Annotated in this window: 22 protein-coding genes; 15 read left to right on the top strand and 7 right to left on the bottom strand. The window is 61.6% G+C overall.

Going from position 1 to position 19,869, the window contains the following annotated elements; all coding sequences use genetic code 11:
• Nucleotides 1-22: 22 nt before the first annotated feature.
• The gene (gene glnT, locus CIW50_RS17845; protein ID WP_149532563.1) at nt 23-1,327 is read left to right on the top strand and encodes a type III glutamate--ammonia ligase; all 1,305 of its coding nucleotides are present in this window, start codon (nt 23-25) and stop codon (nt 1,325-1,327) included.
• 92 nt (nt 1,328-1,419) lie between these two features.
• Entirely contained in the window at nt 1,420-2,571 is a 1,152-nt protein-coding gene (locus tag CIW50_RS17850) for a DUF3095 domain-containing protein (protein ID WP_149532564.1), read from the top strand.
• Nucleotides 2,572-2,586: 15 nt separating this feature from the next.
• On the opposite strand, the gene CIW50_RS17855 is transcribed toward CIW50_RS17850, so the two are convergent.
• Complete coding sequence (locus CIW50_RS17855; protein ID WP_149532565.1) at nt 2,587-3,030, bottom strand: DUF2147 domain-containing protein; 444 nt, start codon at nt 3,028-3,030, stop codon at nt 2,587-2,589.
• Nucleotides 3,031-3,173: 143 nt separating this feature from the next.
• On the bottom strand, nt 3,174-3,698 hold the full coding sequence (locus CIW50_RS17860) for a GNAT family N-acetyltransferase (protein ID WP_149532566.1): 525 nt from the start codon (nt 3,696-3,698) through the stop codon (nt 3,174-3,176).
• A 116-nt stretch (nt 3,699-3,814) separates the two neighbouring features.
• Here CIW50_RS17860 and CIW50_RS17865 point away from each other — a divergent pair, with 116 nt between their 5' ends.
• The 9 genes from CIW50_RS17865 (at nt 3,815) to CIW50_RS17905 (ending at nt 11,287) form a co-directional block, all read left to right on the top strand.
• A complete protein-coding gene (locus tag CIW50_RS17865) occupies nt 3,815-5,056 on the top strand; it encodes an MFS transporter (RefSeq protein WP_149532567.1) in 1,242 nt (413 codons plus the stop codon).
• A 127-nt stretch (nt 5,057-5,183) separates the two neighbouring features.
• Nucleotides 5,184-5,783, top strand: a complete 600-nt coding sequence (locus CIW50_RS17870) for a superoxide dismutase (protein ID WP_149532568.1) — start codon at nt 5,184-5,186, stop codon at nt 5,781-5,783.
• A gap of 170 nt (nt 5,784-5,953) precedes the next feature.
• Nucleotides 5,954-6,328 (top strand): fluoride efflux transporter CrcB, encoded by a 375-nt coding sequence (gene crcB, locus CIW50_RS17875; protein ID WP_149532569.1) that lies wholly within the window; start codon nt 5,954-5,956, stop codon nt 6,326-6,328.
• 91 nt (nt 6,329-6,419) lie between these two features.
• Nucleotides 6,420-6,638, top strand: a complete 219-nt coding sequence (locus CIW50_RS29540; protein ID WP_149532570.1) for a hypothetical protein — start codon at nt 6,420-6,422, stop codon at nt 6,636-6,638.
• A complete protein-coding gene (locus CIW50_RS17885) occupies nt 6,635-7,393 on the top strand; it encodes a metal ABC transporter ATP-binding protein (RefSeq protein ID WP_149532571.1) in 759 nt (252 codons plus the stop codon). Before CIW50_RS29540 ends, CIW50_RS17885 begins: the two co-directional genes overlap by 4 nt.
• Before the next feature lie 5 nt (nt 7,394-7,398).
• Nucleotides 7,399-8,268 carry a metal ABC transporter permease gene (locus CIW50_RS17890; RefSeq protein WP_089265777.1) on the top strand — a complete coding sequence of 290 codons (870 nt, stop codon included), beginning with the start codon at nt 7,399-7,401 and terminating at the stop codon, nt 8,266-8,268.
• Nucleotides 8,269-8,279: 11 nt separating this feature from the next.
• Nucleotides 8,280-9,161: a metal ABC transporter substrate-binding protein gene (locus tag CIW50_RS17895; RefSeq protein WP_149532572.1), complete on the top strand. Its 882-nt coding sequence runs from the start codon at nt 8,280-8,282 to the stop codon at nt 9,159-9,161.
• 51 nt (nt 9,162-9,212) lie between these two features.
• A complete protein-coding gene (locus tag CIW50_RS17900) occupies nt 9,213-10,268 on the top strand; it encodes a CobW family GTP-binding protein (protein WP_149532573.1) in 1,056 nt (351 codons plus the stop codon).
• Nucleotides 10,268-11,287, top strand: a complete 1,020-nt coding sequence (locus tag CIW50_RS17905) for a WD40 repeat domain-containing protein (RefSeq protein ID WP_172980369.1) — start codon at nt 10,268-10,270, stop codon at nt 11,285-11,287. Before CIW50_RS17900 ends, CIW50_RS17905 begins: the two co-directional genes overlap by 1 nt.
• A gap of 160 nt (nt 11,288-11,447) precedes the next feature.
• On the opposite strand, the gene CIW50_RS17910 is transcribed toward CIW50_RS17905, so the two are convergent.
• From CIW50_RS17910 to CIW50_RS17920, 3 genes are read right to left on the bottom strand one after another with little or no spacing between them, the layout of a single operon-like run.
• Complete coding sequence (locus CIW50_RS17910) at nt 11,448-11,819, bottom strand: nuclear transport factor 2 family protein (protein ID WP_149532574.1); 372 nt, start codon at nt 11,817-11,819, stop codon at nt 11,448-11,450.
• A 25-nt stretch (nt 11,820-11,844) separates the two neighbouring features.
• Nucleotides 11,845-12,798: an alpha/beta hydrolase gene (locus CIW50_RS17915; protein WP_149532575.1), complete on the bottom strand. Its 954-nt coding sequence runs from the start codon at nt 12,796-12,798 to the stop codon at nt 11,845-11,847.
• Between the two features lie 13 nt (nt 12,799-12,811).
• Complete coding sequence (locus CIW50_RS17920) at nt 12,812-13,864, bottom strand: LacI family DNA-binding transcriptional regulator (protein ID WP_149532576.1); 1,053 nt, start codon at nt 13,862-13,864, stop codon at nt 12,812-12,814.
• 214 nt (nt 13,865-14,078) lie between these two features.
• Here CIW50_RS17920 and CIW50_RS17925 point away from each other — a divergent pair, with 214 nt between their 5' ends.
• The 4 genes from CIW50_RS17925 (at nt 14,079) to CIW50_RS17940 (ending at nt 17,557) form a co-directional block, all read left to right on the top strand.
• Nucleotides 14,079-15,356, top strand: a complete 1,278-nt coding sequence (locus tag CIW50_RS17925; protein WP_149532577.1) for an MFS transporter — start codon at nt 14,079-14,081, stop codon at nt 15,354-15,356.
• A gap of 126 nt (nt 15,357-15,482) precedes the next feature.
• Nucleotides 15,483-16,199: an MgtC/SapB family protein gene (locus CIW50_RS17930; protein WP_149532578.1), complete on the top strand. Its 717-nt coding sequence runs from the start codon at nt 15,483-15,485 to the stop codon at nt 16,197-16,199.
• Nucleotides 16,200-16,297: 98 nt separating this feature from the next.
• A complete protein-coding gene (locus CIW50_RS17935) occupies nt 16,298-16,636 on the top strand; it encodes a superantigen-like protein SSL4 (protein WP_149532579.1) in 339 nt (112 codons plus the stop codon).
• 180 nt (nt 16,637-16,816) lie between these two features.
• Nucleotides 16,817-17,557, top strand: a complete 741-nt coding sequence (locus tag CIW50_RS17940) for an acetoacetate decarboxylase (RefSeq protein WP_149532580.1) — start codon at nt 16,817-16,819, stop codon at nt 17,555-17,557.
• Between the two features lie 211 nt (nt 17,558-17,768).
• On the opposite strand, the gene CIW50_RS17945 is transcribed toward CIW50_RS17940, so the two are convergent.
• Nucleotides 17,769-19,217, bottom strand: a complete 1,449-nt coding sequence (locus tag CIW50_RS17945; RefSeq protein WP_149532581.1) for a homospermidine synthase — start codon at nt 19,215-19,217, stop codon at nt 17,769-17,771.
• 141 nt (nt 19,218-19,358) lie between these two features.
• Nucleotides 19,359-19,763: a nucleoside diphosphate kinase regulator gene (rnk, locus tag CIW50_RS17950; RefSeq protein WP_149532582.1), complete on the bottom strand. Its 405-nt coding sequence runs from the start codon at nt 19,761-19,763 to the stop codon at nt 19,359-19,361.
• Nucleotides 19,764-19,869 lie beyond the last annotated feature (106 nt).

Here is a 19,869-nt window from a genome sequence, read left to right on the forward strand (position 1 = left end):
TGGTTTACTTTCGGAGATGTCAATGACGACCTGGACCGAACTAGCCAAACAACACGACCTCAAATACTTCCTCATCGCCTTCGTCGACCTGTTCGGCGGCATGCGCGCCAAGCTGGTGCCGGCGACGGCGATGGACGGCGTGGCAAAGGCCGGTGCGGGTTTTGCGGGATTTGCAGCCTGGTTCGATATGACGCCGGCCGATCCCGATGTGCTTGTTATGCCGGACATGGACACGCTGACGCTGCTGCCATGGAAGCCCGGCGTCGCGTGGGTCACCGGCGATCTCTATATGGGCGGCAAGCCGGTCGCGCAGAATCCACGCCAGGTGCTGAAAGGCCTGATTGCCAAGGCCGCCGAACAGGGCGTTGAACTCAAGACCGGCGTCGAATGCGAGTACTTTTTGATTTCGCCGGACGGCACTGCGATTTCCGATCCAGCCGATCAGCAAGCGAAGCCGTGTTACGACCAGCAGGCGCTGATGCGCCGCTACGAAATCGTCGCCGAAATCTGCGATGCGATGATTACGCTCGGCTGGAAGCCGTATCAAAACGATCACGAAGACGCCAACGGCCAGTTCGAGATGAACTGGGAGTTCGATACGGCGCTGAAGACCGCCGATCGTCACGCCTTCTTCAAGTTCATGGTGAAGTCGATCGCCGAGAAGCACGGTTACAAGGCGACCTTCATGCCGAAGCCCTTCGCCAATCTCACCGGCAACGGCTGCCACGTCCATGCATCGCTATGGTCGATCAAGGACGGCTCGAATGTGTTCGAGGACGAGGCCGGCGAACTCGGTCTGTCCAAGGCCGCCTATCACTTCATCGGCGGCCTCGTGCATTCGGCCGAGGCGGTCTGCGCCATCACCAATCCCACGGTGAATTCCTACAAGCGCATCAATGCGCCGCGCACGCTCTCCGGCGCCACCTGGTCGCCGAATACGGTGACCCATGGCGGCAACAACCGCACCCATATGATCCGCATTCCCGATGCCGGCCGTTTTGAATTCCGCTTGCCCGACGGTGCGGTGAATCCGTATCTGTTGCCAGCCGCTCTGCTGGCCGCCGGGCTTGACGGCATGGCCAATAGCCGCGACCCCGGTCCGCGGCTCGACATCAACATGTATACCGAGCGCGATGCGACCACGAAGGTGAAGCAACTACCGCTGAATCTGCTCGATGCGCTGCGTGCGCTTGAGGCGTCCGAGGTGCTGAAGACGCAGCTCGGCGAGGTGGTCGTGTCGTCCTATCTCAAGCTCAAGCATGGCGACTGGAACGAGCACTGCCGCCAGCTCACGGAGTGGGAGCGACAGACGACTTTGGATTGCTGATATCGCGCGTCCATCGAAATTGCATGCTATGAGTCCGGGCTCAGGGGCGTCATTGGGTTGACGCAACGCTGCCGCAGGATCATTTTCGCATCATGACAACCGGTGCCAGTGCGTTTTATAGCGGCATTTCAATATTTTACGGCTTCGACCGGGTGATGGACCCGGCGCTCTACGCGGCTTTGCCGGATGACTGGATCATCGGTGTCGCCGATATCGTCGAATCCACCAAGGCGATCGCCGAACAGCGCTACAAGGCCGTCAACATGGCCGGCGCCGCCGTCATCGCTGCCGTGACCAATGCATTGGACGGTCGTGAATTTCCCTTCGTGTTCGGCGGCGATGGCGCCAGTTTCGCAGTCCCGCCGGATGATCGCGAACGCGCATGCGAAGCGTTGGCGGCGACCGCGACATGGGTCAAGCACGATCTTGATCTCGTGATGCGCGTGGCCCTGGTGCCTATCAGGGATATCCGCGCGCAGGGTCTGGATGTGCGCGTGGCGCGCTTCGGTCCGTCGAAGAACGTGTCCTATGCGATGTTTTCCGGTGGTGGGTTGGGCTGGGCGGAAGCTGCGATGAAGCGCGGCGAATTCGTTGTGGCGCCAGCGCCCGTCGGGACCTATCCCGATCTCTCCGGGCTCTCATGTCGCTTCGAGGAAATCCCATCGGCGCGCGGTTTGATCCTGTCGGTGCTGGTGACGGCTGCAGCGGGCGCCGACACATCCGCTTTTCGTCGCGTCATCGAAGACATTATCGCGCTGGTCGAACGCAGTCCAAATGCGGCGCGGCCCGTGCCTGCCGGCGGTCCTGCGATGACATGGCCGCCCGCGGGGCTCGGCTATGAAATCCGGGCCGGCCGCGGCGCGAAATCGCTGTCGCGCTTTCGTATCTGGGTGACGACGCGAACGCTGTTTGTTTTTGTGTTGATGCGTTTTGGTATCAGCGTGGGCGGCTTTGTGCCGAAGACCTATGTGCAGCAGTTGGTCGAGAACTCGGATTTCCGCAAATACGACGACAGCCTGCGCATGATCCTGGACTGCACACCCGATCTCGAACACGCGCTGGAGCAACGCCTTGTTGCGGCGGCTTCGGAAGGAACGGTGCGCTATGGTCTGCACCGGCAGGATGCGGCGATGATGACGTGCTTCACACCGTCAGCCATTCGCAGCGATCACGTCCATTTCATCGACGGCGCGCGCGGTGGTTATGCCTCGGCGGCCACCGCGTTGAAAGCCATGTCAGTCTGAGAGAAGCGAACTGGGTTACCGGCCGACGCGGGTCCAGTTTTCGCCGCCGCAGAACGCGCCGACGCAGCCCTCGACCTTCAGCGTGTTAGGGCCGGTCAGCGCGACATTGCTGGTATAGATCTTCCCGTCATCGGCATTGTAGATCCGGCCCGACCATGTGTTCGCTCCGGTGGGGCGCATGTCGTAGAACAGGTGAACGCCGATCATCGAGCGCTTGGCCAGCGCGGGATCGGGATTCTTGTCGTCGATCGCCGGCTTGCCGGTCTGCGGGTCGATCTTGTCACGCAGCGAGACGATGGTGCCGCACAGGATGGTGCCGCATTTGCTGACGCGCACTTGCGCATCGCCGGCCTGGGTCTGCCAGACGCCTGTTGCTTCGCCACCTGATTGGGCTTGCGCAGCAGAACCTGCAAACACCGCACCCAGCAATGCGATCATAACAGTGAATCTGGCGGCCATGCGTGTCTCCTCGGATCAGGCGGTCTGCATAACAAGAAATGGGATTTGTGCAATGCCGCGGCGATGCGTTGGGTTTATCCAGCGTCTCAAATGAATATGATCGATTCAATTTGACGCAGTTTGCCAAGGTCCACCGGTGCTGTTCACCATGGCAATCCGCATAGGTCCATCTCGCCTTCATGCGGCGCGCGCTTCAGGTAGGAGACCAACGGGGTCATGACATCGAAGCGCACCCGCTCACCATGCTGTTCGGCATAGACCTCACCGATGAACGGCTTCCAGTTGCGGCGGGTGTAGAAGTCCAGATTGTGCGGCTCGCAGAACAGCAGCGCAAAATCTGTGGCGCGTTCATCCTTCAGCGTATGCAATGCTGCGGTCAGGGCTACACTGGCGAGGCCACGCTTGCGATAGTCAGGGTGGGTGATGACGCCGCCGACGCCGCCAATCCGTGTCGCGCGGCCCTTCCACATGCCTTCGCGCCGATACAGGCCGACATGGCAGACCGGCTGCCCGTCGTCCTCCACGATGACGCGCAATTCCGGGTAGGCGAAGACTGTGTGACGCCAGGCCAGCTTGTCGATGACCTCCGGCGGCCAGACCAGGTCGAACAGCGGCTTGACGCTCGGCCATGAGGCGTCGCCGGTCACGATCTCGATTTCGATGCTCATTTCGGTCGCCACCTCTGCGCTTTGTGCAGCCCTTATAGGTCGGTCCGAGGGTAGTAAACCTGTCGAATCCCATGCTTATCTCAGAATAATATTCTAGGAATTGGGGAAATGCTGGAATGACCGAGGCGGAGCTTACCAAATACCAGCGTTGGGCGATTTTGGCCGGCGCGGCGACGCTGCTCAGCCTGGCCATGGGCATGCGCCAGAGCTTCGGGCTGTTTCAGCCCTCGATCCTGCGTGACACTGCTATCACGACCGCGGACTTCTCATTGGCCACGGCTCTGCAGAACGTCATCTGGGGCATCTCGCAGCCCTTCATTGGCGCCATCGCCGATCGTTTCGGTACTCGCCACGTGATGATGTCAGGCGTTTTGATCTATGCGGCCGGTCTCGTCTTCATGATGTTCGCGACCACGCCGCTGGTGTTCACCCTTGGCGCCGGCCTTTGCGTCGGCCTCGCGCTGTCCTGCACGGCCTCGAGCATGACCATGACGGTGGCCTCGCGCAGCGTGTCCGCCGCCAAGCGCAGCGTCACCATGGGAGCGGTTTCGGCCGCCGGGTCGCTTGGCCTCGTGATCGCGTCGCCCCTGGCGCAGACGCTGATCTCGACCGCCGGCTGGCAGGTCGCGTTGATCGGCTTCTTGGGTCTTGCCGCTGTCATGATCCCTGCCGCGCTGTTTGCCGGCCAATCCGACAAGCTCGAACGCGCTCCGAGCGACGAGCCGCAGCAGTCGCTGGGCGAAGTGGTGCAATCCGCTCTCGGCCATTCCGGCTATATCGTACTGGCGCTGTCGTTCTTCGTTTGCGGTCTGCAGCTCGTCTTCATCACCACGCATCTGCCAAATTATCTGGCCATCTGCGGGCTCGACGCGTCGCTCGGCGCCACTGCGCTGGCGCTGGTCGGCTTGTTCAACGTGTTCGGCTCCTACGCCTTTGGCTGGCTCGGTGGCCGTTATCCGAAGCAGATTTTGCTCGGCGGAATTTACATCGTTCGCTCGCTGGCGCTCGCCACCTATTTCTATTTTCCGGCAACGCCGACCACGACCATGATTTTCGCGGCCGTGCTGGGCTCGCTATGGCTTGGCGTGGTGCCGCTGGTGAACGGCCTCGTCGCACAACTGTTCGGCCTGCGCTTTATGGCAACGCTCACCGGCATCGCCTTTCTCAGCCATCAGGCAGGATCTTTCCTCGGCGCCTGGGGCGGTGGCATGATCTTCGCGCATCTCGGCAATTACGACCGCGCCTGGCAGTTCGCCGTGGTGATCGGGATGATCGCTGGCTGCTTCCAGATGCTGATGAATGTGAAGCCGCCGGTGCGACGCGATGCCGTCCCCGCCGCCATGCCAAGTGCGGCCTGATCGCGCAGCGATCGGGATTGCAAAGAGAAGCGATCGGGATCGCGAAGATGGGAGTGTCGGAGCCGGACGGAACCTTCTATAAGGGTCCCCGTTAAGCCAACTCTCCCATTATTGCGGATCTGGACCCATGACCTTCACGCTTCCCAACCTACCTTACGCCTATGACGCGCTCGCGCCGCATATGTCGAAGGAAACGCTGGAATTCCATCACGATAAGCACCATCAGGCTTACGTGACCAACGGCAACAACCTGCTGAAGGGCACCGAATTCGAAGGCAAATCGCTTGAAGAAATCGTGAAGGGCTCGTTCGGCAAGAATGCCGCGCTCTTCAACAATGCCGGCCAGCACTACAACCATCTCCACTTCTGGAACTGGATGAAGCCGAATGGCGGCGGCTCCAAGCTTCCGGGACGTCTGGAGAAGAAGATCACCGAGGATCTCGGCGGTCTCGAGAAGTTCAAGACCGACTTCGCAGCGGCAGGCGTCGGCCAGTTCGGCTCCGGCTGGGCCTGGCTCTCGGTCAAGAACGGCAAGCTGGAGATTTCCAAGACCGCGAATGGCGAAAGCCCGCTGGTCCATGGCGCGACCCCGATCCTCGGCGTCGACGTCTGGGAGCACTCCTACTACATCGACTATCGCAACCGTCGCCCCGACTATCTCAAGGCGTTTGTCGATCACCTCGTGAACTGGGAATATGTCGACGAGCAGTTCGGCAAGGCTGTCTGATCGCATTCGATCTGCGCTTCATGGCGCGCGGGAAGGGCGGTGGCGCAAGCTGCCGCCCTTTTTCGTTGTCGTGACGTTTTCGTGTCTTGGTCGGCCTGCTGCGACTTGCCGCCGCAGACGCGCTGCGGCAGAACGAAATGACGTGAGCTACCAAGCGCAGTGGGTGTTCGATGAATTATGTTCTGGTTTTTCTCGGCGGCGGCCTTGGCGCCACCTTGCGCTATGTCATCAACATGACCTGTGCCCGCTGCATGGGAACGGCGTTCCCATGGGGTACCTTCATTATCAACGTCACCGGCTCTACGGTGATGGGCCTGATTGCCGGCTATCTCGCGTTCAAGGGCGAGGCGTCGCAGCCCTGGCGCCTGTTCCTGATGACCGGCATTCTCGGCGGCTACACGACCTTTTCGGCCTTTTCACTGGATACGGCATTGCTCTATGAGCGCGGCGAACTGGGTCTCGCTCTGGCCTATGTGCTGGGGTCGGTGGTGCTGTCGATTGCCGGGCTTTTTGCCGGTCTTGCGCTGGTGCGCCACTTCGCCTGAGTTCCTCCCGGGCTTGCAGAATGTTATAATATAACATAAATGGATATGAGGCGTTTTGGCGCCGGATCTTCATTGGCCAGGCCCCGAATTCATGGCGCATTCCCATTCCCACGATCATGACCACTCTCATGGTCACGCGCACGATCACACCCACAGCCACGTTCACACCCATGGGCCGACAAGCCCGCATCCGGCCCAGCCAGCGCCGTGGTCGATCCTGCGCATGACATTGCCGGCACGGCTTGGCGCCGCGCTGGCGGTCTCTGCAGCGCTCTGGGCGGTGGTTCTGCTGGCTATGAGGCCGTCATGAGCGCGCAGCTGTCATTTCGCGATGTCACGCTGGGTTATGACCGGCATCCGGCCGTGCATCACCTCAATGGCGAGATCGCGGCGGGCAGCTTGCTGGCGGTAGTCGGGCCGAATGGCGCCGGCAAGTCGACGCTGTTTCGCGGCATCGTTGGCATTCTGAAGCCGCTGACGGGGGCGATCGCGCTTGGCGGGCTCAAGCCGCGCGATATCGCCTACCTGCCGCAGAGCGTCGATATCGACCGTACATTCCCCATTTCGGTGTTCGATTTCGTCGGCACCGGGCTTTGGCGCACGACGGGCATCTTCGGCGGCCTTGGCAAGAAGGCGCGCGCGCAGATCGGACAGGCGCTCGCTGCGGTCGGCCTCAATGGATTCGAGAATCGCAATATCGGCACGCTGTCCGGCGGCCAGATGCAGCGCATGCTATTCGCGCGCGTCCTGCTGCAGGATGCGCGTGTGATCGTGCTCGACGAGCCGTTCAATGCGATTGACACCAAGACGTCGGCGGATCTGATCGCGCTGGTTCGTCACTGGCATGCCGAGAAGCGCACGGTGTTGGCGGCGCTGCACGATATGGAGATGGTGCGCGCGCATTTCCCGGAGGCGCTGCTGCTCGCCCGCGGCTCTGTGGCCTGGGGGCCAACCCAGCAGGTGCTGACATCAGATAATCTGCTCGAAGCACGGCGCATGTGCGAGGCCTTTGACGATGGCGCCGGCACCTGCGTCGTCGATGCCACGCAGTCGCGGGCGGCCTGATCGACATGCTTTACGATGCGCTGATCGCACCTTTTCTCGAATTCGAATTCATGCGCCGTGCATTGGCCGGCGTGGTGGCGCTGGCGCTGGGCGGCGCGCCGATCGGCGTGTTCCTGATGCTGCGGCGGATGAGCCTTGTCGGCGATGCCATGGCGCATGCGATCCTGCCGGGCGCTGCGATCGGCTTCCTGTTCTCGGGGCTCAACCTGTTTGCGATGACGTTTGGTGGCCTGATTGCAGGCTTTTCGGTCGCACTGCTGGCGGGCCTCGTCTCGCGCGTCACAGTTATCAAGGAAGATGCGTCGCTTGCTGCCTTCTATCTTGTCTCGCTGGCAGTCGGCGTCACCATCGTCTCGATGCGCGGCACCAATATCGATCTGCTGCATGTGCTGTTCGGCAATATTCTCGCGCTCGACGACCAGACGCTGTTGGTGATCGCGTTCAACGCGACGATCACGCTGGTGGTGATGGCGGTGATCTATCGGCCGCTGGTGATCGAATGCGTCGATCCGGTCTTCTTGCGGACGGTGTCGCGCGCCGGTGCACCCGCGCATCTGGCGTTTCTCGCGCTCGTCGTCGTCAATCTCGTCAACGGCTTTCACGCGCTTGGCACGCTGCTCGCGGTGGGGCTGATGATCCTGCCGGCGGGCATCGCGCGGTTCTGGTCGCGCGATATCACGGGGATGATGATGATCTCTGTCGCGAGCGCGATGGTCTCCGGTTACTTCGGTCTGGTGCTGTCGTTCCAGACCAAGGTGCCATCCGGCCCGGCGATCATCCTGGTCGCTGCGGTGCTGTATGTATTTTCGGTTTTGTTCGGCAATGTCAGTGGCTTGGTGAGGCAGTTGTTTCCCGGCCGGCATCTTGAGGCGTAGGTGTGTCAGTCATGCGGAAATCTTGCGTTTTGCTCCTTTGCGCCGTGACTTCACTGATCACTGCGATCCTTCCGGCGCATGCACAGGACAAGGTCGATGTCGTCGCGAGTTTCTCCATCCTGGGTGACCTCGTGCGCAATGTCGGCGGCGAGCGGATAGCTGTCACGACCCTGGTCGGCCCGAATGGCGATGCGCATGTCTACACACCGACACCGCGTGACGCTAAAAAGATCGCCGATGCGAAGCTCGTTGTCGTCAATGGTCTCGGCTTCGAGGGCTGGTTGCCGCGGCTGGTGAAATCATCCGGCGGCAAGGCTGTCATCGTCACCGCAACCCAGGGCATTGCACCGCGCAAGCTCGACTCCCATGAAGATCCCCACGCCTGGCAATCGCTGGCCAATGCCAAGGTCTACGTCGCAAACATTCGCGATGCGCTGGCCAAGGCCGATCCGGCCGGTGCCGACATCTACAAGGCGAATGCCGAGGCCTATCTCGCGAAGCTGGCGGCCCTCGACAGCGATGTGAAGGCGGCCATCGCCACCATTCCCGCGGCACACCGCAAGGTGATCTCGACCCATGACGCCTTCGGCTATTTCGCGGCTGCCTATGGGATCGAATTTATTGCGCCGCAGGGCGTTTCGACGGATTCAGAGCCCAGCGCGAAGGATATCGCGGTCATCATCACCCAGCTCAAGATCTCGAAAATTCCAGCGGTTTTTCTGGAAAACATCGCCGATCCCCGGCTGATGCGCCGGATTGCCGCCGAGACCGGGGCAAAAATCGGCGGAACGCTGTATTCCGACAGCCTGACACCCGAAAACGGCGATGCACCCACTTACATTGATATGGTCAGGCACAATATAAAGGCGCTGACGAGCGCGCTGACCAGTTAGCGCAGGGGCACCCCTGCTGCCGGCGCTGCCCAAGACCCCGCCGGAGTGATCATGTCTGAAGCGACTGCCAACAAAATTCCCGTGACCGTGCTGACCGGCTATCTCGGCGCCGGCAAGACCACGCTGCTGAACCGCATCCTGTCGGAAAAACACGGCAAGAAATACGCCGTGATCGTCAACGAATTCGGCGAGATCGGCATCGACAACGATCTCATCATCGGTGCGGACGAAGAAGTGTTCGAGATGAACAACGGCTGCGTCTGCTGCACCGTGCGCGGCGACCTCGTGCGCATTCTCGACGGTCTCATGAAGCGCAAGGGCAAGTTCGACGCCATCATCGTCGAGACCACGGGGCTCGCCGATCCGGCGCCTGTCGCGCAAACCTTCTTCGTCGACGAGGACGTGCAGGCCCATGCGCGGCTCGATGCGGTGGTGACCGTTGCCGACGCCAAGTGGCTGAGCGACCGCCTCAAGGATGCGCCGGAAGCCAAGAACCAGATCGCCTTTGCCGATGTCATCGTGCTCAACAAGATCGATCTGGTCTCGAAGGCCGAACTGGCCGAAGTCGAGGCGCGCATCCGCGCGATCAATCCCTACGCCAAGCTGCACAAGACCGAACGCGCGCAGGTGAAGCTGTCCGACGTGCTGGAGCGTGGCGCCTTCGATCTCGATCGCATTCTGGAGATCGAGCCGGAATTCCTCAATGCGGATGACGGTCATGATCATCACGGCCATGACCACGATCACGGCCATCATCATCACCACGATCATGACCACGGTCACGGCGGGCTGAAGCACTATCACGACGAGGACATGCATTCGATGTCGCTGCGCACCGACAAGGCGCTCGATGCCTCGACCTTCATGCCGTGGCTGCAGGACCTGATGGCCAAGGAGGGCGGCAAGATCCTGCGCTCCAAGGGCATCCTGTCCTTCTCCGGCGATGACGACCGCTATGTGTTCCAGGGCGTCCACATGATGCTGGAAGGCGATCACCAGCGGCCATGGAAGGACGGCGAGAAGCGCGAAAGCCGCCTCGTCTTCATTGGTCGCGATCTGCCCGAGCAGCTGATCCGCGACGGCTTCGAAAACGTCATTCCATCCTGATGTCCGATTTCAATCCGCTGCAGGAGCAGGAATCCATCGTCTCGGTCACCGACCGCGTGCTGCCGGTAGCCATCGGTGCGTCGGTCACATCGGTGCATTTTCTCGGCGACAAGGCGGCCTTCGTCGGCGTCGAGGAGAAAGTCACGCTGGTCGATCCGGCAGGCGCGATGTCGCCGGTCGAGGTCGCGTTCGGCGGCATCCTGTGCTCGACCTCGGATGGCAAGCGCATCGTGATGGGCTGTGACGACGGCAAGGTCGTCGTGCTCGATCGCGACGGTGCCGTCTCGACCTTCGCGACCGATGCCAAACGGCGCTGGATCGACAGTGTTGCGCTACATCCCGACGGCGCAGTGGCGTGGTCGGCAGGCAAGACGGCCTTCGTGCAGGCGCCAAAGGGTGAGGTGAAGAGCTTCGAGGTGCCGTCCACCGTTGGCGGCCTCGCTTTCGCCCCCAAGGGTCTGCGGCTCGCAATCGCCCACTACAACGGCGTGACGCTGTGGTTTCCCAACATGGCCGGCAATGCCGAAGTGCTGGAATGGGCCGGCTCACATCTCGGCGTGACGTTCAGTCCGGACAACAAGTTTCTGGTCACCGCGATGCACGAGCCCGCGCTGCATGGCTGGCGTCTCGTCGACGGCAAGCACATGCGCATGACCGGCTATCCCGCGCGCGTGCGCTCGATCTCGTGGAGCGCCGGCGGCAAGGGCCTCGCGACCTCGGGCGCCGATACGGTCATCATCTGGCCGTTCGCCAGCAAGGACGGCCCGATGGGCAAGGAGCCGGCGATGCTGGCGCCGCTCAAGGCCAAGGTCACCATGGTCGCTTGCCATCCCAAGCAGGACATTCTCGCCGCCGGCTACAGCGATGGCACTATCCTGATGGTGCGGATGACCGATGGCGCGGAGATTCTGGTGCGCGCCAACAAGGGCCAGCCGGTGACGGCGCTCGGCTGGAACGCCAAGGGGACGCTGCTGGCCTTTGCGGATCAGGATGGGGATGCGGGGTTGCTAGAACTCTAGCTCTGTCCTCACCGGGAGGAGTGCGCTCTTCGCGCGTCCCGAAGGATGGCTACAGGCTCCAACCCCTCGGCCTCATGGTTCGAGGCGGCGCTGAAGAATGCTTTCTCACCATGAGGGGCCGGCAGCGGATCTGTCGTGCCTGGTCCGGAGGCGGTCGAGCTTACAGGCGCTGCTTCCGGAACGAGTTCTTCAACGCGATCTTGTCGCCGCGAAACCGAAACAGGTCACAGCCGGCGACTTCGATCGTCTTCCCGTCCCTGTCTGTCCCCTTGAAGATCCAGTCTGACGCGCCTCGGTCGCCGCTGACAAAGTGGCGCGCGTCATTCCAGCTTGCATCCGGGTAAAGCTGCCACGCGTACATGAAGCCGCGGCGAACGTCGTCGCGACCGCGAAAGCAGGTGCCGACCACATCTGGTCCGGCATTGGACTCGAACACGCAGTCGTCGGTCATGAACGACATCAGTGCATCGATGTCGTGCCTGTTCCAGGCGGCGGCGAAATCTTCCAGCGTCGTTACTGTAACGTGATCCATTGTTTTCAAATTTCGGTCGTGAGCGTTAAGCGGCAGCTTCAGCGAGCGATGCGAGCGCGAGCTCGTCATACAGGAAATCGGCGATCAGATCTTCCAACGTTGTCGTGCGACCATCGGCGACCGCAGCTACAGCGCTGCGTAAGTAGAAGTGATTGGCATTAGGGACGCGGATGAATCGGTTGGCGACGCCGACCTTGTCGAAGTGAGCGTGCATCTCCTCGATGCCGCCGAGAATGACCGGAAGATCGTTGTCGCCATAGGAGACCAGTGCGGCAGGCAGGTTTGCGCGCGGCTTCAGATGCGCCTGCATCGTCATTCCGGCGATCCGGCCCGACAGGGCGATCACGGCAGCAACAGGCGCATGTTCGGCAAAGCCCGAATTCAGCGCGAGAGCTGCGCCGGCGGAGAAGCCGCCGATCACGATTCGCGAGACATCGACGCCAAACCGTCCAGATTGGCTGCGCACGAAATTGACGGCCTTGGTCATATCATCGGTGGCGGCTTCCAGCGTGTCGTTCATCATCTCGAACGTGCTGGGCGGCATGCCGAGAATGCTGCGCACGAAGTCGATGCGGTCGCGGTTTTGCGGCTGGCCGGGCAGCAAGAACGGCGTTACGCCGGGATCCGGAGCTTCCTGCATCAGGCGATAGTCGATCGAGAAGCAGACGTAGCCGCGGCGGGCGAATTCGCGGCAGTACTCCGCCATCGCCGTGCTCGGATTCTCGCCTTCGAACACCTCGACGCCCTTGGAGCCGCGATGAAACGCGCCACCAAATGCAAGGATAAGCGCGGGTCGAGCCTCGTTGCGATCGTCGACCGGTTGATAGACATCGAGCTTGAGGTCGCGATATCGTGCCGACCCGCAACCGGCAACGTAACCGACGCCGCCGATGCCGTAGGTGACGTCTTCTGTCAGACTGACATCGTAGATTTTGCTCAAATAGGGCGCTGCTGTCTGCTGCACGGACTCGACGTTCATCGCTGTCTCCAAGTCAGTTTCGTTTTGGTCCGGTTGATTTTGCCGGGCCGGTGCTGCCGCGCACGATCAGTTCGGTCGTGAGTTCGATATGTTTGAGGCCGTCCTCCCCCGCGAGTGTCGTCAGCAGGGTGCTGGCCGCGAGACGTCCCATCTCGTGGGCCGGCGTGCGCACGGTCGTGATGGCCGGATTCATCGCTGCCGCAATATCGAGATCGCCATAACCGACCACGGAAATGTCGCGCGGCACCGAGAGGCCGCGCGCTGCGCATTCCATCATGGTGCCGGCAGCCAGTAGGTCGTTGGCGCAGATGACGGCCGTAACATCGGGAAAACGCGCCAACGCGGTGCGGAAGGCGTTACGGCCGTCCTGCAGGCCGCTGTTGCCGGCATAGATCACGCGCTCCGCGGGAAACGGCAGGCCGCGCTGCGCGAACGCATCCTCGATACCTGCCAGTCGGTCGCGTTCGCGATCGCTGACATTCAGGAAGGCCATCGTCGCGACCATGTCACGATGGCCAAGGTCGAGCAGATGATTGACCACCGGCTGGATCGCCTTGCGGTGATCGAAACCGACCGAAGCGACCGTCTCGTTATAGGACCAGGTGATGACGAATGGCTTGCCGAGATCGCGTAACAGCGGCAGTAGCGCCGCATCGTGCCGCATGCCGACCAGCACGAAACCATCGACGCCCTGGCGGATCATCGAGCGTACCGCAGCCAGCTCCGTCGCCTCGTCGAAATCCGAGATCGCAAGCAGCAGCGTGTAACCGCGCTTGGCTATTTCCGACTGTAGTCCTTCGACGGTGCTGGCGAAATAAGCGTGACGCAGCGCCGGCATGACGGCGCCGATCACCATGCTGCGGTTGCGGCGAAGCGAACGGGCGAGGCCGTCCGGAGTGTAGTTCAGCTGCGTCGCGGCTTCCGTCACCCGCCGTAACGTATCGGCGTTAAGCAGGTCGGGCGTGTTGAAGGCGCGCGACACCGTCGCCGGCGAAACCGAGGCCAGACGGGCGACTTCGGCCAATCGGGAGGTGCTACCCTGCGGTTTGCTTTTGACGGTGGTCATGGCCGTTTCTGATATCTATTTCAGTTAAAAAGATCAGTTTGGGTCGTGCGGGGTGTCAAGCGCCCAGCCCGAGAGATGCGGAAATGTATTAATCCTAGCGAGTTTTCATGCATTCTACGCGGATTGCTTGCGATTTGGTCGCCGTGGCCTCTTGACGAAATAATCAGCTTGGCGCTCTCTATATGAAATTGATTTCATAAACAAGGTGGGGACCATGTCGAAGCAGTCCTACTTCCCCGGCTGGAATGTCGTGATCGGATCCGGCGTCGGTATCGCCTTCGGATCGGTGCCGTTCTTCGCCGCGGGCTTTGCGCTGCTGGCAGGGGCGATGGCCAAGGATTACGGCTGGACCCAGTCGGACGTCGCCAAGGCGGCCTCAATCTATCTCCTGATGCAGACGATCGCCTATCCGTTGTGCGGGCCGCCGCTGGATCGCTGGGGCTCGCGCAAGTTCGCCATGCTCAGCATCGTGCTGTTCGCGGTGTCGCTGGTGATCCTCAGCCAGATCCAGGGATCGCTGTTGCAGCTCTATCTGGCTTTCGCGCTGATGGGTTTCATCGCGGCGGGCACCAATGTTGTGTCCTATGCCCGTGCCATTGCACTGTGGTTCAACCGTAAGCGCGGCCTCGCGCTGGGTCTTGCGGCAAGCGCCCAAGCGGTCGGTTCGTTCCTGATCCCGATTCTCGCGCACAAGTTCATCACGGCCTATGGCTGGTCCTGGAGCCTGATCGCGTTCGCGGCGTTTGAGATCATAGTGTGCCTGCCGCTGGTGGCGCTGCTGATCAAGGACAGTCCGAAACCTTACGGATTCTTGCCCGACGGGGACATCGCCGTCACCGAAACGGCGGCGGCCGACGCTGCTGACGAGGGCATGAAGGTCGGCGAGATCCTACGCACCGGCGTATTCTGGAAACTGGCGATCTGCTTTGCGATCATGGGCATGTCATTCTACGCCATCGCGCCGAACATCGTGTACATCCTGACCAAGAAGGCCGGCATGAGCCTTGGCGATGTGGCGCTGATCCAGGCCATCTCCGGCGCCGCCGTGCTGTTCGGCCGGATCGGCTTCGGCTATCTGCTCGATCGCATTCATGCGCCGATCGTAGGACTGATGGCGCTGGCGCTGTCGGCGGCCTGCGCGGCGATCTATTCGATGACAGTGGTGCCTGCGCTGATCGTGATTGCAACGGTCCTCAACGGTCTGGCGATTGGCGGCGATACGGATTTGATGCCCTATCTGGCGAGTCGCTATTTCGGCAACCGTGCGGTGTCGCGTATCTTCGGCTGGTTCCTGTTCGCATTTTTCCTCGGTGCCGCGGTCGGTCCGGTGGCCTTCGCGCAACTCAGTGCGAGCTATGGCGGCGCGGAAACCCCGCTGCTGATGCTGGCAGTGTTGCAGATCGTGCCAGCGGCGCTATTTCTCTCGATGGGGCGTTATCGCGCGACACCCACCGTGGGCGCAAAGCTCGGCGCGGCCGCGGTCTCGCAGTAACGCGCTCTTACGCTACGCCGAAGGGATGCCCACGAGCCAGGCTCGGGGTGCGTTGCAGGTCTATCGCAGGGGCGGAAAAAGCTCTGCTGTCATCCGCCCGTCACTTCCTGTACGCATGCAGGTATCATGCGATTTCTGGCAACATTTCATTCATACGATTTCCTCGACACGTTGCTCAGCCTGGCGACTGCCTTTGTGCTGGGCACGCTGATCGGCGCCGAGCGGCAATATCGCCAGCGCACTGCGGGCCTGCGCACCAATGTTCTGGTGGCCGTGGGGGCGGCGGCCTTCGTCGATCTGGCCATGCAATTGGCCGGCGCGGATGGCGCCGTGCGCGTCATCGCTTATGTGGTCTCCGGCATCGGTTTCCTCGGCGCCGGCGTCATCATGAAGGAAGGCACCAATGTGCGCGGGCTCAACACCGCGGCGACGCTGTGGAGTTCGGCGGCCGTCGGGTCTTGCGCCGGCGCGGATATGATCGCGCAGGCGGCCGCGCTCACGGTGTTCGTGCTCGCCGGCAATACGCTGCTGCGGCCGCTGGTCAACGCAATCAACCGGGCTCCGCTCGACGCGAAGTCGTCGGAAGTGACCTATTACGTGCGGCTCACGGTCTCGCCCGAGGTGGTGCCCGAGATGCGCGAGCGCCTGCAGGACGCGCTGGAAGCTGCGAAGTATCCGGTCGGCGATGTCGACGTCGTCGAATTGAGCGAGACCCAGCAGGAGATCGTGGCAACGCTGGTCTCGACCGCGGTCGATCCCCGGGAATTGGACGCTGTCGTGGCAAAGCTCGAGGTGCTTCCTGGTGTGCGCAACGCGACCTGGGACGTGAGCACGAAGGACTAGGGTTTACCCTGCATCAGTGCCGGAACTCGCGACGTTCTGGCGCTGGAACCTTGCGGCCCGGGTCTCGTTGTTACCGCAGATCAATAGCGGTGGATGCCATGACCCCAACGACCAAGATGACTGCGCCCCGGAAGCAATTCGCGATGGCGGCATTGGCGTTGGCTGTCATAACGGGCGCATCTACTTCGGCCATGGCGCGCCTGACCTTGACCCCGCATCCCACACGACTGGCACAGGCGACGCCGCCGCTGCAATCGACGCCGGGCGCCGAGAGCAAACCTTCTGTACCATCGGAGCCGACCACGACCGGCCAGCGCCCGCAGGAAACTCCGCCGCAGCCGGCCCGCCCGGATGCAGAAGCGCGGGATGCAGGCGCGAAGCCCGCATTGCCGCCGGCACCGGCTGAAAAGGTCGCCCCGCCGATTACGGCGAAGTAGTTGCGCGACCATTGGCGTGTATTTGACTGCATTCCTGTCGGGAACGGACATGCTATTCGCGACATTGCAGTTCGTCCCGGAATGAAGTTCCGAGTTTATTGACGTTGCCCGCAATCTGATCTCGCCAGTTTCATCGACCGCCCCCATACTCCCTGCCAACCAGATAAGAGGGGGCTGCTCATGAAGATCGACGACGTTCGCCGCAATGCCTATTCCATGCCGCTGACCAATCCGTCGTTTCCGCGTGGCCCCTATCGCTTCTACGACCGCGAATATTTCATCATCAGCTATCGTACCGATATGGAAGCGCTGCAGGCTGTGGTGCCGGAGCCGCTGGAGATCGTTGATAATATCGTCAAATACGAATTCATCCGCATGCCGGATTCCACCGGCTTCGGCGATTACACCGAAACCGGGCAGGCGATCCCGGTGCGTCTCAATGGCGTCGAGGGAGTTTACATCCACTCCATGTATCTCGACGACGATGCGCCAATTGCCGGCGGCCGCGAGCTCTGGGGTTTTCCGAAGAAGCGCGCGACGCCGAAGATCGTGGTCGAAAGTGATGTGCTGGTCGGCACGCTGCATTACGGCTCTGTGCTCTGCGCGTCAGGCACCATGGGCTACAAGCACCGCCCGGTGGACCATGACACAGTGATGCACGCGCTGCAGGTACCGAACTTCATTTTGAAGATCATCCCGCATGTCGACGGCACACCGCGCATCTGCGAGCTGGTGCGCTATCACCTGGAAGAGATCAATCTGAAGGAAGCCTGGACTGGCCCCGCCGCGCTCGGCCTGTTTCCGCATGCACTCGCGGACGTGGCGCGTTTGCCGGTGAAGGAAATCGTGTCAGCACTGCACTTCAAGTGCGACCTGACGCTGGGATTGGGCGAAGTGGCGTTTGATTATTTGGCGAAGTAGAGCTCGTCATTCCGGGGCGCGTCGGAATCCCGAGATGAGTCCGCCTCTCACTCGCCCGGGATTGGCAGGTGATGAACATATCGGGATTCCGGATTCGCGGCCGGCTTGCGCTGGCCACGCCCCGGAATGACGAGTGTGGGTTCAAACACAAAAGGCGGCAGTGTCTGACACTGCCGCCTTCATTGTTATGCATTCAAGCTAAATGCGCGTTTCAGCGCACCAGCACGTTCTTGAACTGCCACGGATCTGACGTGTCGATATCTTCCGGGAACAGGCCCGGGCGGCCTTCCAGCGGAGTCCAGTCGGTGTAGTAGCCCTTCACCGGGCCGAGATACGGTCCCTGGATTTCCAGCAGGCGGTGGAAATCCATTTCGTCGGCCTCGACGATACCTTCGGTCGGGTTCTCCAGCGCCCAGACCATGCCGCCGAGCACGGCGGAGGTCACCTGCAAGGCGGTGGCGTTCTGATAGGGGGCCAGTTCACGTGTCTCCTCGATGGAAAGCTGCGAGCCGAACCAGTAGGCGTTTTTGCCGTGGCCATAGAGAAGGACACCTAGTTCGTCGATGCCATCGATGATCTCCTCCTCTTCGAGGATGTGATGCTTCTCCTGCATCTTGGCGGCGCGGCCGAACATTTCATGCAGCGACAGCACGGCGTCGTCAGCCGGATGGTAGGCGTAGTGGCAGGTCGGCCGGTAGACGGCGGTGCCCGATGCGTCGCGCACCGTGAAATAATCGGAGATAGAGATCGACTCGTTATGGGTGACCAGGAAGCCGTATTGCGCGCCACGGGTCGGGCACCAGGTATGTACGCGCGTGTTGGCGCCGGGCTGCATCAGGTAGATCGCAGCACCACAGCCGGTCTCGTGGGTGTGCGCATTCGCTGGCATCCATTTTTCATGGGTGCCCCAGCCCAGTTCGGACGGCTGCACGCCTTCCGACAGGAAGCCTTCCACCGACCATGTGTTGACGAACACGTCCGGCTCTTTCGGGTTCTTGGAGCGCTGCGTGTCGCGCTCGGCGATGTGGATGCCCTTGACGCCGGTCTGGCGCATCAGATCGGCCCATTCGGCCTTGGTCTTCGGCTCCGGCGCATTGAGTTGCAAATCAGCAGCGACGTTCAAGAGCGCCTGCTTGACGAAGAAGGAGACCATGCCGGGATTGGCGCCGCAGCAGGAGACGGCTGTCGTCGAGCCGGGCGCGCGCGCCTTCTTGGCGGCCAGCGTCGCTTCGCGCAAAGCATAGTTGGAGCGTGCGGCGGCACCTTTCGAGGCGTCGAAATAGAAACCGAGCCACGGCTCGTTGACGGTGTCGATATAGAGCGCGCCGAGCTCGTTGCAGAGCTCCATGATGTCCTTCGAGCCGGTATCGACCGAGAGATTGACGCAGAAACCCTGGCCGCCGCCTTCGGTGAGCAGCGGCGTCAGCAGCTCGCGATAGTTCTCCTTGGTGACGCCCTGCTGGATGAAGCGCACATTGTGCTTCTCGCAATGCGCCTTGCGGCCCTCATCCTTGGGATCGAGCACGGTGATGCGCGACTTGTCGTAATCGAGGTGTCGCTCGATCAACGGCAGCGTGCCTTTGCCGATCGAGCCGAAGCCGACCATCACGATGGGGCCAGTGATCTTCGCGTAGATCGGCGAGGCGGGGGATGTGGACATCAGCTTCTAACTCCGGACAGGGATCGAGATGAACGCGCTGCTTCGCGCGCGGTTGAGAATGGATAGTGACGATGTGACATCGGAATGAAACCCGGGAATGAATCTTGGGACCGAAATCCCGATGTCAGTATTATCTTACGCTCAGCTCCGTTCGCTGACCGCGAGCACGGTTAGCGAACGTGGTTCCCCCGAGGGCGTCTCGAAAGTGATGGACTGCCCGGCAGAAAGGCCGATAAGCGCCGCTCCGATCGGGGTCAATACCGAAATTCGCCCGGCTTCCACGTCGGCGGAGGTCGGATAGACCAGTGTGACGTGCTTTTCCTGCCCGCTGATATCGTCGCGGAACGTCAGGTCGGACTCCATGCCGACGATCCCGGGCAACGGGTCCGTGTCCGGCACGATGGTCGCGCGCTCGATTTCGTCGGCGAGAAAATCGGCGGTCGCTGGATACTTCGTTGCGGCGGCTTCGGCCAACACGCTGAGGCGTTCGCGGTCGCTGTATCGGAGGGTGATGGGCGGCAGCTCCGTGCGCGGGGAGTGGATCATGAGTTTCACAGCCAAATGACGCCCGGTGCGCAGCGCGCACGAGCATGTCGGAAAATGATGAGAATGTTGAAATCGAACAAGCCCGGACCGCACGCGCGCGTGCGCC

Origin of the sequence: Tardiphaga sp. P9-11 (assembly GCF_008329525.1) — a bacterium.
Lineage (GTDB): Bacteria > Pseudomonadota > Alphaproteobacteria > Rhizobiales > Xanthobacteraceae > Tardiphaga.